Genomic DNA, 15,257 nt, shown 5'->3' with positions numbered 1-15,257 from the left:
CCCACCATGGCGGTAGATTATTCGAAGCTGAGCATCCTGATCGTCGAGGACGACAACTTCACCCGCGGCCTGATCCGCAAGGTGCTGAAGGAAATCGGTGTCCGCTCGATCCTGGAATCCTCCAACGGCAAGGATGGGCTGATGGAGGTGGTGCGGACACGCCCGGACATCGTCTTCTGCGACATCCACATGGCGCCGATGAACGGCAAGCAGTTCCTGCAGGGCGTGCGGGGGATCAAGGTGAAGGAGGTGGACAAGACCCCGGTGATCTTCCTCACCGGCGACGCCGACCTCAGCACCGTGCGCTTCGCCAAGGAGCACAACGTCAACGGCTATCTGGTGAAACCGATCAGCCTCGCCAAGCTGCGCGACAGCATCGACGCGGTGGTGTCCAGCAACGTCGGAATGACGCAATGGCTGACCTGAAACCAGCCTGATCCCGCCATCGCAAACACCCTGAAGCCGGCTCGTTTCCAGTTACGCCAAGAGCTGCATAATCTGCTGAGAATTGGGCTGTGAGTTGGCAGGCACCTCCCCGAAACACGCTGCCGCCGTCCGGGGTCAGCACACCGCGGCCTCTTCCACGCGCCGCGTCGACAGGAACGGCCAATAGACCTTGAGCCAGAGCAGGAAGGCCGCCGCCCAGAGCAGCGCGGCCAGCGCGTGGGGCGGTCCGGGCGGGATGGGCAGGACACCCAGTTCCGGCAGAACCCGCAGGGCCACGGCCGCGACCAGCAGCGGAACGGCCAGCCGCGCCGCCGCCGGAAGGGGAAAGGTCCGGCCGGTGTGGAACAGCCCGGCGATGGCGAAGACCGCGAGCACGCCGAGGCCCAGCCCGCCCATCAGCGCCAGATGCAGCGCCGGCGTTTCGGCAAACCCCGCCCCCAGCCGGGAGGCGCCGACCAGCAGCAGCCCGGCGCCCGCCATCAGGCTCGCCCCGGCCAGCGCCAGGATTTCCGTGCGGAAGACGGCGCGGCCGATGAAGGACTCGGCGACCCGGTCGAGGAAGGCGGCCCCGGCGGCGATGAAGAGATAGGCGCTCACCGCGGGCGACAGCCCGGCGATCTCCCCGGCAAGGGCGATGGCGACCAGACCGGGCGCCAGATTGAGGCGCCCCGGATGGGGCCGGTAGGGCGAACTGCCCTGGCTGGGGTCGAGGACGAGATTCGTGACGGGCACCGAAATGCGCGCCAGAACGAGGCCGAGCAGCCCGAGCAGCACCAGACCGGCGGCGTGCAGCCCGGCCTGCGCCAGCGCCACGTCACCGATGACAAAGGCGGCATGCACCGCGCCGCCCGACACCGCCAGCGCGCACAGCCAGAGGAGGACGCTGGCCAGCCGGCTCGTGCGCTTGCGCCAGGACACCGCCGCGGCATAGACGGGCAGGGCGACGAGCCACGCCGTGTCGGCCACCGCGGCGACAACGGCCGCGCCGTCGCCGCCGGTCAGCCCGGCGACCCGCCCGGTTCCCCAGAGGGCGGCCAGCGCGAAGAGGGCACGCCCCTGAAGCCGCCGGCTGTCGGTCCATTCCGGGATGGCCGTGGTGATGAAGCCGATCACCGCCGCGCCGAAGGAGCCGAACAGCATCTCGTGCGCGTGCCACAGCCCTGCCGGGATCGCGCCGTCGACGGGCAGGGCGAAGCCGTTGACCACCGCCCACAGCACCGGCCACAGCGCGGCGTGCAGCGCCGACAGCGGGAAGAACAGCCGCAGCCCCTCGTCGCCGAGGATTCGCAAGAGGGCTGGCGCGCGGGCGGTTCGGATCATGTCCGTCATGGGGTCCGCCTTTCGTCGATGTCGTGGATGTGGCGGAACAGCGGGTCGTCGGACAGGAATCCGGCGACCAGCCGGTAGACGGTGCCGTCGTCGCGTCCGCCCGGTTCGCCGGGAACGGCGCGCGTCCCGGCGATGCCGCGCCCCTGGGCGTCCATGACCACGACCCGGTGGGCGATGCGCACCGCCTCCATCAGATCGTGGGTGATGAACAGGGCGCCGAACCGCGCCCCGCGCGCCGCCTCGATCACCAGATCCTGCATGCGGCGCTTCAGGGCGACGTCGAGCGCGGTGAAGGGCTCGTCGAAATAGACGAAGTCGGGGTCGGTCGCCAGCGCCCGCGCGATGGCCGCGCGCTGGCGCATGCCCCCCGACAGCTCGATGGGATACTTGTCGAGGTCGGCGCGGTCGAGCGCCACCCGCTTTGCTGCCTCCTCCGCCCGCTCCCGCCGTTCGCGGCGGGGCAGGCCGAGCAGGCGCAGCGGGTAGGCGATGTTGGCCCGCGCCGTCGCCCAGGGCAGCAGGCGCGGGTCCTGGAACACCATGCCGTGGCGGCGGTAGCGCCGCGCGACGCGGCCCCGCGACGGCTCGACCACCCCGGCGGCGATGTGCGCCAGCGTGCTCTTGCCGCAGCCCGAGGGGCCGACGAGCGCCGCCACCTCGCCCGCCGCCAGCGACAGGTCCACGGCGTCGAGCACCGTGCGGCCGAGATAGGCGTGGCCGATGCCGGTCAGCGTCAGGGAGGGGGCGGTGCCCGTCGTTTCCCGGGTCATGGCGGGGTGCCTTTCACAGGTCGGATGTCAGAAGCTGACCTTCAGGCCGGCGTAGAAGGCCCGCCCGTCGCCCGGCAGATAGACCGCCTGGGTGGGCGACGCCTGATCGACGATCAGGGTCGAGGAGGCGTAGGTCGCGTCGAAGATGTTGCGCGCCTCGCCATAGACGCTGACATGCTCGTTGATGGCGTAGGTGCTGCGCAGATCGACGGTGGCGTAGCCGTCGGTGTAGACGCTGTTCATGTTGTCCACCGGCGTCCGGCCGGGATACCAGTCCACCTCCGCCCCCACCGACAGCGCCGTCGTGATGTCGTAGCGCGCCGAGGCGTTGATGACGTGGCGCGGCGCGCCGGCCAGCCGGTTGTCGCCGCGCACCGGATCGTCCTGGAAGCGGAAATCCTGGAAGGTGTAGGCGATCCGCCCGCTCAGCCGGTCGGTGAGGAAGGCCGACAGCCCCAGATCGACGCCGAAATGCCGCGTCCGGTCGGCGTTCACCGCGCCGAGCGAGGCCCCGGTGGCATCGCGCAGGCTCAGCAACTCGTTCCTGACCCAGGAGTAATAGGTCCCCGCATCGACCGCGACGGCACCGAAACGGCCGCGCCAGCCCGCTTCGACGGTCGTCGCCGTCTGCGCTTTCAGGTCCGGCGTGCGGTAGGCGGTCGAGACGAGGCCGGGCTGGGCCGGGTTCGGGCGACCGGCGCTGCTGTTCGGCGTGCCGTTGACGGTGGCGATCAGGTCGTCGTGGGTCGGCGGCTCGAAGCTGCGGCTGACGGCGGCGTAGAGGGTGTGGTCCTCCTGCGGCGTCCAGGTCAGGCCGAGGCTGGGGCTGACCCCGTCGTAGCTGCGGTCGTAGCTGGTGTCCCCGGCGGGGATCGAGCCGGCGGGCAGCGCCACCCGCGGGTTGGCCGGGTTGAAGGCGATGGTCGGCCGCCGCGCCGCGCCGAAGGTGTCGTCGTTCTCGCGCGTGGCGTGGGTGAGGGTGACCGCCGGGGACAGGGTGACCGCGTTGCCGAGCGGCAGGTTCAGGCCGCTGTGCAGCGCCAGGGTGGAGGCGTCCATCGTGCTGCGCCCGAACAGGGCGCCCCGGCTGCCGGCGTTGTTCAGATAGTCCTCGCGGTCCGCCGATCCGACGACGTAGCGCAAGGTCGTCTCGAACAGCGGCAGAGGCTGGCTCGCGTCGGGGCTGTAGGCGTAGCGCGCGACGGCGGTGACGTCGCCGCCCTCCGTCTTGCGGATGCCCGAGGAGATCGGGAAGCGGAACGTGTCGTCCGTGTGGGTGTAGCCCAGGGCCACGTCCAGCAGGTGCGACCCGAAGGTCGCCGTCGTCCGGTTGCCGACGCGGAACTGCTTCGCCTCACGTTCGGGCCGGTCGCGGATGACGTTCGGCCCTGGATTGGTGGCGACGCCGCCGACCACGCGGGGGCCGGCGTAGACCGCCTTGGGGTTCGATTCCAGAAGCTGGCGGGTCAGCGGGCCGGCCACGTCGAAGGACAGGTCGGTGTAGCCGGCGAAGAAGCGGGTGGTGACATGGTCGGACAGCACGGCGCCCGCGTTGGCGTCGAAGCCGGTGCGTTCGGAGCGGTTGTAATCGCGGTAGCCGTCGCGCTGGCTGCGCTGGACTTGGACCAGCCCGTCGAGCGTTCCGGCGCTGCCGCCGGCCTGCAGGCTGGTGTTGAACTGGCCGAAGCTGCCGCCCTCGACGCCCAGCCGGTAACCCGGCGCGGAGGAACCGGTGGGGGAGATGACGTTGATCGCCCCGCCCAGCATGCTGGCGCCCAGCCGGTTGGCGGTGTAGCCGCGGTAGATCTCGGTGAATTCCGCCTGACGCAGGTTGGCCAGCCCGACGATGTAGGAGCCGTCGGCCCGGTTCAGCGGCAGGCCGTTCTGCAGGGCCAGGATGCCGCGTTCCACCGGATTCTGCTGAAGCCCGGAGCCGCGGATCTGGATGCGCGGCTGGTCGTTGCCGCCGAAGAAGTTCTGCACCACGACGCCGGGCACCCCGGACAGCGCGTCGGACACCGTGACGTTCGCCTTGCCGGCCAGATCCTCCTCCGCCACCAGGGCGGTGCCGCCGGGGATCGCCTCCAGACGGCGGCGGGCGGTCGCTTCGGCGCTGTCGGCCCGTCCCTCGACCATGACGGGTGAGAGGACGACGGCGGCCCCCGGCGCCGCCGACTGCGCGTGGGCCGGCTGCGGTGCCGCGGCGCCCAGGGAGGCCAGGGCCAGCCCGGCCAGAAGGATGGGCGCGCGGCTGGCGGTGTCCGCTCGCGCGGTTCGGAACGCCGCTTGGCCGGCCTGTCCCCGTGTCGTCATGTGCTCGTTTCCCCGAAAAAGCCGATGTCTCGGACTTAAATGCGAATGATTGTCGTTCGCATTCTAGCGGCCTTTCCCGAGCGTTGTTTGTCCGCGGTCAAGTTCGAGGCGGAAAAGCAGGGTGCACGATCGATTTTTCCGTCCCGATTTTTTCTGCCGGCGCCTGCACCCACAGTCAGCGCTTGACGCCCCAGGGGCGCGCGGCGTTGCGCCAGCGTTCGAACTCGGAGCGGATGGGGTGGACCAGCGTGTATTCGACGACGATCAGCCCGGTCACCGCGATCAGCACCCAGGCCAGCGCCTCGGCCACGTCGAGGTTGGCGCGGGCGGCGGCCAGCGCGCCGCCGATGCCGCCGGTGTTGGCGAGAAGCTCGGCCATCACCGCCACCTTGAAGGCCGAGCCGAGCGCCACGGTCAGCGCCGGGAACAGGAAGGCGGCGACGTGGCGCAGCCCGAGCGTGGTCAGGCGGGCGAGCGGGCCGGCGCCGAAGGCGCGGGCCATGTCGTCCAGCCCGCGGTCGCGGGTGACCGCGCCCTCGGCCACGCCGACGAAGACCACCGGGGTGGCGGCGACCAGCACCGTCGTGATGATGGTTCCGTCGGTGGAGCCGAACCAGATCATCGCCAGCACGATCCAGGCGATGGGCGGAACCCCCAGCAGGACGGTCAGGATCGGGCGGGCCAGCCGCATCGTCGCCGGCGAATAGCCGGCGGCCAGCCCGCCCGCCGCGCCGGCAAGGGCGGCCAGCGCGAAGCCCTCGACGGCGCGCAGCGTGGTCTGCCCGGCCAGCTCCCAGGCGGCGGGATCGCCGGCGATGGTCAGGCCGGCGGCCAGCGTCGCCAGCGGGGCCGGCAGGATGAAGTCGCCGTAACGCTCATGCCCGGCCTGCCAGAGCGCGGCGAACAGGGCCAGCCCGGCCAGCCCGGCCCAGCCCGACCAGAGAAACTGCCCGACCCGGCCCAGCCGGTCGAGAACCGCGTCGGCGCGCGCCGTCGTCATGCCGCACCTCACAGATAGAAGTCCGCCGCCGGCAGCGCGCCGCCGATGATCTTGGGATCGAACTCCGCCAGGGCGCGGAAGACGGCTTCCATCGGTTCGCGGACGGCGCTGGCGCGCTGGGCGACCAGATTGGAGTGGGGGATCGCCTGCTCGATGACCGGCCCGGGCAGGCCGAGCGGCGCCGCGGCGTCGTTGGCCGCCCGCGGCGGATCGGCGTTGACCGAGGCGGTCGCCTTGGCCAGCGCGTCGTGCAGCGCCTCGACGGTGGCGGGGTGCTCCGCCAGGAAGGCGCTGGAGACGCCGAGCCCTGCCTGCGGCAGCACGGTCGCCAACCCGGTGGCGGCGCCCCAGGCCTTCTGGATGTCGAGGACCCGCGTCACCGTCCTGCCGGCCATCCCGGCGCGCAGGATGGCGGCGGAGGCCATCGGCTCGGGCAGCAGGGCGGCGTCGGCCCGTCCGGTGACGAGAAGCTGGATCGCCTCCATCGGCGTGCCGGTGAACTGAAGGGCGACATCGCCGTCGGCCGTCAGCCGCTCCGCCGCCAGCAGGCGCCGGAACACGTATTCCGGCGTGTCGTTGCGGAAGGGAATCGCGACGCTCCGGCCCTTCAGCGCGGCCACCGAGGTCAGCCCCGGGTCGGCGGACAGCAGATGCAGCAGCCCGTTGGTCATCACGTTGACCAGCCGGACGCCGAGCCCCTTGTTGAACAGGTTGGCGGCGGACTGGGTCGGCAGCACGAAGGTCTGCATGGTGCCGGAGGTCAGGCCGGCGCGCAGCTCGTCCGGGGTGCGCCACGCCTTGAACACCACCGTTTCGGCGACCGGCTTCAGCAGCCCCGAGGCGATGGCGTGGACCAGCGTGATCGACGGGCCGGCCGGCGGCCCCCACAGCGTGAGTTGGGGCAACGGTGCGGCCGCGGCGGCCGGACGGCGCAGGGCGGGGGCGGCCAGAAGGGCGGCGAGCCCCGCCAGCGCGACGCGGCGGTTCGGCAGGATCATCGGAAGCGCCCTCAAGGCCTTGCCGTCCTGCCGGCGGCGGGGATGCCGTCGGCGGCGTGATGATGATGCGGAGCGATACGCTTGGCTGCGCTGGGCATGATGGTGTCTCCAACCGGGGCCGCATGGTCATGAGCGGTGTCGAAGACGACGGTGCCGGTCGGGCCGCCGGGGATCGTTGCGCCAGAGCAAGCAGGCGCACGAAAGACATTCGTCTCCCAGCGTGTTCCAGACCGGAATTGGGGGGGCCCTAAACGCTTTTGTTCAGTGACGACAGAAACTCCTCCTCCCACTGCCGTCCCGCTTCCAGCTCGCTGAACAGCCATTCGCGGAACAGCCGGATCTTCGGAAGGTTGGCGGTCGATTTCAAAGTTACGAAGCCATGCCCCTGCGCCCGCAGGCCGCGGGTGGGGAAGGGGATGATGAGCCGCCCCGACAGCAGTTCCTGCCGGGCGAGCAGCAGGCTGTCCAGGCACACGCCCATGCCGTTCGCCGCGGCGTTGATCGCCATGAAGGAGCGGTCGAAGCGCAGGCCGCGCTCCATGTCCAGCTCGACGCCGCGATGCCGGGCCGCCCAGTCGCGCCAGCCGACGATGTTGATTTCGGAATGGATCAGGATGTGGCGGCTGATGTCCGAGGGCTTGCGGATCGGGTTCAGCCCGTTCGCCAGCGCCGGGGAGCACATCGGCACGATGACGTCGTCCGGAAACAGCTCCAGCACGCAGCCGGCGGGCGGCGGGCCGGGGTTGTAGCGGATGTCGACATCGACCGCCCCCGTCGTCAGGTCGATGGGGGACACCGACGCCCGCAGGCGGATGTCGATGGCGGGATGGATCTCCTTCACCCGCCCCAGACGCGGCATCAGCCATTGCGCGGCGAAGCTGGGCATCGAGCGCACGGTCAGGGTCGTGGTGCCGCTGCCCGTCGTGGTGACGTTGCGGGTCGCCGTGTCGATCCGGGCGAAGGCGGCGATGATTTCCGCGGCGTAGGCGCGTCCGTCGTCGGTCAGCGCGACCGAGCGGTGCACCCGGTGGAACAGCCGAAGGCCGAGCTGCTCCTCAAGAATCTTCACCTGATGGCTGATCGCCGAGGGCGTCAGGCCGAGATCCTCCGCCGCCGTTGCGAAGGAACCGAGCCGCGCCGCCGCCTCAAAGGCTTGCAAAGCCTTGATGGAAATCCGTTTCCGCATCGCACCATATTCATGAATTCATTTCATCATTCGGCAATCTTATTCGTTTGTCGAATTCATCTCAAGACCATAGGATGACTTCAACGATCGGAGCGACCAACCATCAGTCCTCCGTACCGAAAAATCATCAAAACCGAGCGAAAACGACGCTCCGCCGCGGCATTCCCAGGGCCGCCACGCCCACGGCCGTCACATCCACGGCCGCCATGGCGGAGCCAGCTTCGAACAAAGGGAGCGAGCATGTTGCTGTCCAACAAGGTGTGCGTGATCACCGGAGCGGCGTCGCGCCGCGGCATCGGTCTGGCCACGGCGCGGCTGTTCGCGCTGCATGGCGGGCGGGCGATCATCCTGGACCTCGACGGCGGTCAGGCCGCCGAAGCCGCCGCCGAGCTGGGCGAGGCGCACCGCGGCATCGCCTGCGACGTGACCGACAAGGCCGCCTGCGCCAACGCCGCCGCCCGCGTGGTCGAGGAGTTCGGCCGCATCGACGTGCTGGTCAACAACGCCGGCATCACCCAGCCGCTGAAGTTCATGGACATCGAGCCGAAGAACTACGAGGCGGTGACCGACGTCAGCCTGCGCGGCACGCTCTACATGAGCCAGGCGGTCGTCCCGCACATGCGCGCCCAGAAGTCCGGCTCCATCGTCTGCATCTCCTCGGTGTCGGCGCAGCGCGGCGGCGGCATCTTCGGCGGCCCGCACTACAGCGCCGCCAAGGCCGGCGTGCTCGGCCTCGCCAAGGCGATGGCGCGCGAGCTGGGTCCGGACAACGTCCGCGTCAACTCCGTCACCCCCGGCCTGATCCAGACCGACATCACCGGCGGCAAGCTGACGCCCGAGCTGCGCGCGGACATCCTCAAGGGCATCCCGCTGAACCGCCTGGGCGACGCCGAGGACGTGGCGCGCTCCTGCCTCTTCCTGGCGTCGGAGCTGTCGTCCTACGTCACGGGCGCCACGCTCGACGTCAACGGCGGCATGCTCATCCACTGATCCCGAAACGCTGGAGACGACTCCCGTGGACACCACCCAACTGGGCCACAACGTTCCCCTGACCGAACGCGCCTACCGCATCCGCCGCAACGCCGTGCTGATGGGCGAGGTGCAGGGCCAGGGCTACATCGGGCAGGCCCTGGACATCGCCGACGTGCTGGCCGTGTCCTACTTCCACGCCATGCGCTACCGGCCAGAGGACCCGCACTGGGAAGGCCGCGACCGCTTCCTGCTGTCCAACGGCCATTACGCCATCGCGCTCTACGCCGCCCTGATCGAGGCCGGCATCGTCCCGGCCGAGGAGCTGGAGACCTACGGCAGCGACGACAGCCGCCTGCCCATGTCGGGCATGGCCGCCTACACGCCGGGCATGGAGATGTCGGGCGGCTCGCTCGGCCTCGGCCTCAGCATCGCGGTCGGCATCGCGCTCGGCCTGAAGCGCAAGGCGTCGGACAACCGCGTCTACACGCTTTTCTCCGACGGTGAACTGGACGAGGGCTCGGTCTGGGAGGCCATCATGTCGGCGGCCCACTACAAGCTCGACAACCTGATCGGCATCGTCGACGTCAACAACCAGCAGGCCGACGGCCCGTCCACCCAGGTGATGGCCTTCGAGCCGCTGGTCGACAAGCTGGAGGCCTTCGGCTGGTTCGTCCAGCGGGTGGACGGCAACGACATGGACGCCGTGGTCGCCGCCTTCGACGCCGCCCGCGACCATCCGGAGCCCAAGCCCCGCATGATCGTCTGCGACACCAGGATGGGCAAGGGGGTGCCCTTCCTCGAAGCCCGCGAAAAGAATCACTTCATCCGCGTGGACGCGCACGAGTGGAAGCTCGCCCTCGACGCGCTGGACGCCGGGAGGACCGCATGAGCACCGCCACCGCCTCTGCCGCCACCACCGCTGCCGCCACCGCCTCTGCCGCCGCCAAGCCGCGCCTGAAGACCTCCGCGATGATCGCCTCGATCGCGGGCGAAGGGCAGCGCACCAAGCCCGCGCCCTTCGGCCACACGCTGGTCGAGCTGGCGAAGGCCCGTCCGGAGATCGTCGGCCTCACCGCCGATCTGGCGAAATACACCGACCTGCACATCTTCGCCCAGGCCAACCCGGACCGCTTCTATCAGATGGGCATGGCCGAGCAGCTGCTGATGGGCACCGCCTCCGGTCTGGCGCACGAGGGCTTCATGCCCTTCGTCACCACTTACGCGGTCTTCGCCTCGCGCCGGGCCTACGACTTCGTGCACCAGACGATCGCGGAGGAGAACCGCAACGTCAAGATCGCCTGCGCCCTGCCGGGCCTGACCTCGGGCTACGGCCCCAGCCATCAGGCGGCGGAGGATCTGGCGCTGATGCGCGCCATGCCGAACATGGTGGTGATCGACCCCTGCGACGCCCTGGAGATCGAGCAGGCGGTGCCCGCCATGGCCGCCCACCAGGGGCCGGTCTACATGCGCCTGCTGCGCGGCAACGTCCCGCTGGTGCTCGACGAGTACGACTACACGTTCGAGCTGGGCAAGGCCAAGTTGCTGCGCGACGGCGCCGACGTGCTGGTCATCTCCTCCGGCATCATGACGATGCGGGCGCTGGAGGTGGCGAAGGCCCTGGAGGCCGATAAGGTCGGCGTCGCCGTGCTGCATGTCCCGACCATCAAGCCGCTCGACACCGAGACCATCCTGGCCGAGGCCGGGCGCAGCGGGCGCATGGTCGTCGTCGCCGAGAACCACACCGTCATCGGCGGTCTGGGCGAGGCGGTGGCCGGCACGCTGCTGCGCGCCGGGGTCGTCCCCAGCGCCTTCCGCCAGATCGGCCTGCCCGACGAATTCCTGAAGGCCGGCGCCCTGCCGACGCTGCACGACCTCTACGGCATTTCCACCGATGCCATGGTAACCAGCATCAAGGGGTGGCTGTAAGCCGCCCCCCAACCCCCGTCGCCCACCCCACCCCGGCTGTCGCAGAAGCGAGGACACCCTTAAGAACCGCGCCGCGCCCGTTCCCGATACGCTGAACGACAAAAGACCACAGGAGAGGAAACAATGGACAAGAAGCCGCCCAAGAACCCCGCTCACTCGACCCTGGGCCTTCTCCGCCCGAGCCGCCGCGCCGTTCTGGCCGCCGCCGCCGCCGTGCCGCTGGTGACCATCCTGAAGCGCCCGGCCAACGCCGCCGAGTTCCAGTTCAAATACGCCACCGGCCAGGACCCGACCCACCCGGTCAACATCCGCGCCCAGGAAGCCATCAACCGCATCCGCGAGGCGACCTCCGGCCGGCTCGACATCAAGCTGTTCCCGGCCAACCAGCTCGGCAGCGACACCGACCTGCTGGGGCAGGTGCGCAACGGCGGCGTAGAGATCTTCAACCTCTCCTCGCTGATCCTCGCCACCTTCGTCCCGCTGTCCGGCATCACCAGCATGGGCTTCGCCTTCAAGGACTACGACGCGGTCTGGCAGGCGATGGACGGCGACCTCGGCAAGCATGTCCGGGCGGAGATCGCCAAGACCCCGATCATGACGCTCAGCAAGATCTGGGACAACGGCTTCCGCCACGTCACCTCCTCCACCCGCGTCATCAAGACGCCGGAGGACATCAAGGGCTTCAAGATGCGGGTGCCGCCGGCCCCGGCCCTGACCTCGCTGTTCAAGGCGATCGACGCCGCCCCGGCGCCGATCAACTTCAACGAACTCTACTCCGCGCTTCAGACCACCGTCGTGGAGGGGCAGGAGAACCCGCTGGCGATCATCGCCACCGCCCGCCTGTACGAGGTGCAGAAGTCCTGCAGCCTGACCGGCCATGTCTGGGACGGCTACTGGGTGCTCGGGAACAAGCGCGCCTTCGCCCGCCTGCCCGCCGACATCCAGGCCATCGTCACCCGCGAACTGGACCGTTCGGCGGACGACCAGCGGGCCGACATCGCGGCGCTCACCGAATCGCTGCAGAAGGACCTGTCCGCCAAGGGGCTGACCTTCCACACCGTCGACCGCGAACCGTTCCGCAAGGTGCTCGCCGGGACGAACTTCTACGCGGAGTGGAAGGAGAAGTACGGGACCACCGCCTGGGACCTGCTTGAGAAGGTGACCGGCAAGCTGGGCTGACGCGGTCCGCCGACAGCGGAGGGATGGCGTTTGGCCTTCGTAGCCCTCTCCCCTCCGGGGAGAGGGTGGCCCGAAGGGCCGGTGAGGGGGATGTGCATGGCGGTACGTCCGGCAAGAGCGCAACCCCCTCACCCTAACCCTCTCCCCAGAGCGGAGAGGGGAAATCAAATGCGACCGCCGCTTCCCCATCACCGATCGTCCATGCGAAGGGCTGGTTACCATGAACACTCCCGTCAACACGGCGGACGCCGCCGTTCACGGCGCCGGGCGGCCATCGGGCGCCGGCACCGGCTGGCTCGACCGGCTGGACCGCGGCATCGGGCTGCTGGTCGAGACGCCGGCGGCCCTGCTGGTGCTCGCCGAGGTCGGCGTGCTGCTGATCGGCGTCATCTGGCGCTATCTCCTGCACAGCCCGATCATCTGGTCGGACGAGCTGGCCTCCATCCTGTTCCTCTGGCTCGCCATGTTCGGCTCCGTCGTGGCGCTGCGCCGGGGCGAGCACATGCGGATGACCGCGATCGTCGGCATGCTCCAGCCCCGCACCCAGGCGTTCCTCGACGTGGTGGCGATCACCGCGGCGCTGGCCTTCCTGCTGCTGATGGCCGAGCCGGCCTACGAGTTCGCGGTGGAGGAGGTGTGGGTCACCACCCCGGCGCTGGACATCCCCAACTCCTGGCGGGCGAGCGCGCTGCCGGTGGGCTTCGTCCTGATGATCGCGGTGGCGCTGCTCCGGCTGGCGCGGCTGGGCCGCCCGTCCGACGTGCTGCGGGCGGTGGTGGCCGTGACGGCGGTGGTCGGCGTCATGGCGCTGGCGGCGCCGCTGTTCGCCGGGCTCGGCAACTACAACCTGCTGCTCTTCTTCGTGGTGGGCGTCGGCGCGATGGTGTTCCTCGGCCTGCCCATCGCCTTCGCCTTCGGTCTGGCGACCTTCGGCTATCTGGCGCTCGCCACCTCGACCCCGGCCATCGTCATGGTCGGCCGCATGGACGAGGGGATGAGCCACCTGATCCTGCTGTCGGTGCCGCTGTTCGTCTTCCTCGGCCAGCTGATCGAGATGACCGGCATGGCCCGCGCCATGGTCGGCTTCCTGGCCAGCCTGCTCGGCCACGTGCGCGGCGGCCTGTCCTACGTGCTGATCGGCGCCATGTACCTCGTCTCGGGCATTTCCGGGTCGAAGGCGGCGGACATGGCGGCGGTCGCCCCGGTGCTGTTCCCCGAGATGAAGGCGCGCGGCGCCAAGCCCGGCGACCTCGTCGCCCTGCTGTCGGCCACCGGCGCCCAGACCGAGACCATCCCGCCGTCGCTGGTCCTCATCACCATCGGTTCGGTCACCGGCGTGTCCATCGCCGCCCTGTTCACCGGCGGCCTGCTGCCGGCCGTCGTCCTGGGCGCCGCGCTGGCGGCGCTGGTCTGGTGGCGCTACCGCCACGAGGACCTGTCCCACGTCCGCCGCGCCAGCAAGGCGGAGATCGGCAAGGCCTTCCTGATCGCGCTGCCGGCCATCGCGCTGCCCTTCATCATCCGCGCCGCGGTGATCGAGGGTGTGGCGACCGCGACCGAGGTCTCGACCATCGGCATCGTCTACGCGGTGGTCGCCGGCCTGCTGATCTACCGCCAGTTCGACTGGCGCCGCATCTACCCGATGCTGGTCGAGACGGCGTCGCTGTCCGGGGCGATCCTGTTGATCATCGGTGCGGCCACCGGCATGGCCTGGGCGCTGACCCAGTCCGGCTTCTCCAGCTCGCTGGCCGAGGCGATGCGGGCCCTGCCGGGCGGCGTGCCGGTCTTCATCGTGGTGTCGATCGTCGCCTTCATCATCCTGGGCAGCGTGCTGGAGGGCATCCCCGCCATCGTGCTGTTCGGCCCGCTGCTGTTCCCCATCGCCCGCCAGCTCGGCGTGCATGAGGTGCACTACGCGATGATCGTGATCCTGGCCATGGGCATCGGCCTGTTCGCCCCGCCCTTCGGCGTCGGCTACTACGCGGCCTGCGCGATCAGCCGGATCAACCCCGACGAAGGCATGAAGCCGATCATCGGCTATCTGGTGGCGCTGACCATCGGCCTGATCGTCGTCGCGGCGGTGCCGTGGATCTCCATCGGTTTCCTGTGATCCGCCTTCCTGTGATCCGCCTTCCGGCCCGGTCCCCTGAATTTCCGATGGGTGGACCGGGCCTTCTCTCCCTTTTCAGTTCAGGAAAGTGATACGGCCATGACGACGGTGGGAACGACGGTGGGCTTTATCGGCCTCGGTTCCATGGGCATGCCGATGGCGTGCAACCTGCTGGCCCGCGGGTTCGATCTGCGCGGCTTCGACGTGCGGCGCGAGAGCGTCGCGGCGCTGGAGGCCCGCGGCGGGCGGGGGGCGGACAGCGCCGCCGCCGCCGCCGAAGGGGCCGACGCCCTGGTCCTGATGGTGGTCAACGCCGCCCAGGCCGACTCCGTCCTGTTCGCCCAGGGCGCGCTGGACCGCCTGCCGGACGGCGCCACGGTGATCCTGATGGCGACCTGTCCGCCGGACGCCGTCGCCGCGCTCGCCGCGCGGGTCGAGGCGGCGGGGCGGCGCTTCGTGGACGCCCCGGTGTCGGGCGGGACGGTCGGCGCGGTGGCCGGAACGCTGTCGATCATGGCGGCGGCCCCGGCGGCGACGGTGGAGCGGGTGCGCCCGGTCCTGGCGGCGATGGGCGACAAGGTCTTCCACGTCGGCGAGGCGCCGGGGCAGGGCGCCACGGTGAAGACGGTCAACCAGCTGCTGTGCGGCGTCCACATCGCCGTGGTGGCGGAAGCCTTCTCGCTGGCCGCAAAGGCCGGCGTCGATCTGGCGGTCCTTCTGGAGATCATGAGCGGTTCCGCCGCGTCGAGCTGGATGCTGAAGGACCGTGGCCCGCGCATGCTGGAGGCCGAGCCGGGCGTCACCAGCGCCGTGGACATCTTCGTCAAGGATCTCGGCATCGTCCTGGAGGCCGGGCGCGGCGCCAAGGCCGCGCTGCCCCTGGCCGCCGTCGCCCACCAGATGTTCCTCTCCGCCTCCGGGCGCGGCGAGGGCGCGATGGACGACAGCCAGGTGATCCGCAGCTATCACCTGCTCAACGGCGTCGCGCCGGGGTGAGGCGGCCCAGACGGGCTTTTCAGCCGACCCC

The 15,257-nt window shown here is 70.2% G+C and carries 13 protein-coding genes; 7 read left to right on the top strand and 6 right to left on the bottom strand.

Features of this window, described 5'->3' with window-relative positions:
• Positions 1–6 precede the first annotated feature (6 nt).
• Positions 7–426 carry a response regulator gene (locus tag TSH58p_RS31160; protein WP_109071195.1) on the top strand — a complete coding sequence of 140 codons (420 nt, stop codon included), beginning with the start codon at positions 7–9 and terminating at the stop codon, positions 424–426.
• Positions 427–561: 135 nt separating this feature from the next.
• On the opposite strand, the gene TSH58p_RS31155 is transcribed toward TSH58p_RS31160, so the two are convergent.
• The 6 genes from TSH58p_RS31155 to gcvA all read right to left on the bottom strand — a co-directional run bounded on the left by TSH58p_RS31155 (position 562) and on the right by gcvA (position 8,043).
• On the bottom strand, positions 562–1,776 hold the full coding sequence (locus TSH58p_RS31155) for an NnrS family protein (RefSeq protein WP_109071194.1): 1,215 nt from the start codon (positions 1,774–1,776) through the stop codon (positions 562–564).
• Positions 1,773–2,546, bottom strand: a complete 774-nt coding sequence (locus TSH58p_RS31150; RefSeq protein WP_109071193.1) for an ABC transporter ATP-binding protein — start codon at positions 2,544–2,546, stop codon at positions 1,773–1,775. Before TSH58p_RS31150 ends, TSH58p_RS31155 begins: the two co-directional genes overlap by 4 nt.
• Positions 2,547–2,573: 27 nt before the next feature.
• Positions 2,574–4,859, bottom strand: coding sequence for a TonB-dependent receptor (locus tag TSH58p_RS31145; RefSeq protein ID WP_109071192.1), 2,286 nt, complete (start codon positions 4,857–4,859; stop codon positions 2,574–2,576).
• A gap of 175 nt (positions 4,860–5,034) precedes the next feature.
• Positions 5,035–5,859 (bottom strand): ABC transporter permease, encoded by an 825-nt coding sequence (locus tag TSH58p_RS31140; RefSeq protein WP_109071191.1) that lies wholly within the window; start codon positions 5,857–5,859, stop codon positions 5,035–5,037.
• Positions 5,860–5,867: 8 nt separating this feature from the next.
• On the bottom strand, positions 5,868–6,857 hold the full coding sequence (locus tag TSH58p_RS31135) for an ABC transporter substrate-binding protein (protein WP_109071190.1): 990 nt from the start codon (positions 6,855–6,857) through the stop codon (positions 5,868–5,870).
• 247 nt (positions 6,858–7,104) lie between these two features.
• A complete protein-coding gene (gene gcvA, locus TSH58p_RS31130; protein ID WP_109071189.1) occupies positions 7,105–8,043 on the bottom strand; it encodes a transcriptional regulator GcvA in 939 nt (312 codons plus the stop codon).
• 240 nt (positions 8,044–8,283) lie between these two features.
• On the opposite strand from gcvA, the gene TSH58p_RS31125 reads away from it, so the two are divergent.
• From TSH58p_RS31125 to TSH58p_RS31100, 6 genes are all read left to right on the top strand, one after another.
• A complete protein-coding gene (locus TSH58p_RS31125) occupies positions 8,284–9,033 on the top strand; it encodes an SDR family NAD(P)-dependent oxidoreductase (protein WP_109071188.1) in 750 nt (249 codons plus the stop codon).
• A 25-nt stretch (positions 9,034–9,058) separates the two neighbouring features.
• Positions 9,059–9,904 (top strand): transketolase, encoded by an 846-nt coding sequence (locus tag TSH58p_RS31120; protein WP_109071187.1) that lies wholly within the window; start codon positions 9,059–9,061, stop codon positions 9,902–9,904.
• Positions 9,901–10,941 (top strand): transketolase family protein, encoded by a 1,041-nt coding sequence (locus TSH58p_RS31115; RefSeq protein ID WP_199230174.1) that lies wholly within the window; start codon positions 9,901–9,903, stop codon positions 10,939–10,941. Before TSH58p_RS31120 ends, TSH58p_RS31115 begins: the two co-directional genes overlap by 4 nt.
• 123 nt (positions 10,942–11,064) lie before the next feature.
• Positions 11,065–12,120 (top strand): TRAP transporter substrate-binding protein, encoded by a 1,056-nt coding sequence (locus TSH58p_RS31110; RefSeq protein ID WP_109071185.1) that lies wholly within the window; start codon positions 11,065–11,067, stop codon positions 12,118–12,120.
• 220 nt (positions 12,121–12,340) lie between these two features.
• Positions 12,341–14,230 (top strand): TRAP transporter large permease subunit, encoded by a 1,890-nt coding sequence (locus TSH58p_RS31105; protein WP_109071184.1) that lies wholly within the window; start codon positions 12,341–12,343, stop codon positions 14,228–14,230.
• A gap of 99 nt (positions 14,231–14,329) precedes the next feature.
• Positions 14,330–15,226: an NAD(P)-dependent oxidoreductase gene (locus TSH58p_RS31100; RefSeq protein WP_109071183.1), complete on the top strand. Its 897-nt coding sequence runs from the start codon at positions 14,330–14,332 to the stop codon at positions 15,224–15,226.
• Positions 15,227–15,257 lie beyond the last annotated feature (31 nt).

The organism is Azospirillum sp. TSH58, assembly GCF_003119115.1.
GTDB lineage: Bacteria > Pseudomonadota > Alphaproteobacteria > Azospirillales > Azospirillaceae > Azospirillum.
This window is presented reverse-complemented; position numbering and strand designations above follow the sequence as displayed.

Excerpts from the sequence above, each read along its gene's own strand:
- TSH58p_RS31160 (WP_109071195.1), top strand. The coding sequence starts at position 7 with ATGGCGGTAGATTATTCGAAGCTGAGCATCCTGATCGTCGAGGACGAC.
- TSH58p_RS31125 (WP_109071188.1), top strand. The coding sequence starts at position 8,284 with ATGTTGCTGTCCAACAAGGTGTGCGTGATCACCGGAGCGGCGTCGCGC.
- gcvA (WP_109071189.1), bottom strand. The coding sequence starts at position 8,043 with ATGCGGAAACGGATTTCCATCAAGGCTTTGCAAGCCTTTGAGGCGGCG.
- TSH58p_RS31150 (WP_109071193.1), bottom strand. The coding sequence starts at position 2,546 with ATGACCCGGGAAACGACGGGCACCGCCCCCTCCCTGACGCTGACCGGC.
- TSH58p_RS31115 (WP_199230174.1), top strand. The coding sequence starts at position 9,901 with ATGAGCACCGCCACCGCCTCTGCCGCCACCACCGCTGCCGCCACCGCC.
- TSH58p_RS31155 (WP_109071194.1), bottom strand. The coding sequence starts at position 1,776 with ATGACGGACATGATCCGAACCGCCCGCGCGCCAGCCCTCTTGCGAATC.
- TSH58p_RS31110 (WP_109071185.1), top strand. The coding sequence starts at position 11,065 with ATGGACAAGAAGCCGCCCAAGAACCCCGCTCACTCGACCCTGGGCCTT.
- TSH58p_RS31105 (WP_109071184.1), top strand. The coding sequence starts at position 12,341 with ATGAACACTCCCGTCAACACGGCGGACGCCGCCGTTCACGGCGCCGGG.
- TSH58p_RS31145 (WP_109071192.1), bottom strand. The coding sequence starts at position 4,859 with ATGACGACACGGGGACAGGCCGGCCAAGCGGCGTTCCGAACCGCGCGA.
- TSH58p_RS31135 (WP_109071190.1), bottom strand. The coding sequence starts at position 6,857 with ATGATCCTGCCGAACCGCCGCGTCGCGCTGGCGGGGCTCGCCGCCCTT.
- TSH58p_RS31100 (WP_109071183.1), top strand. The coding sequence starts at position 14,330 with ATGACGACGGTGGGAACGACGGTGGGCTTTATCGGCCTCGGTTCCATG.
- TSH58p_RS31140 (WP_109071191.1), bottom strand. The coding sequence starts at position 5,859 with ATGACGACGGCGCGCGCCGACGCGGTTCTCGACCGGCTGGGCCGGGTC.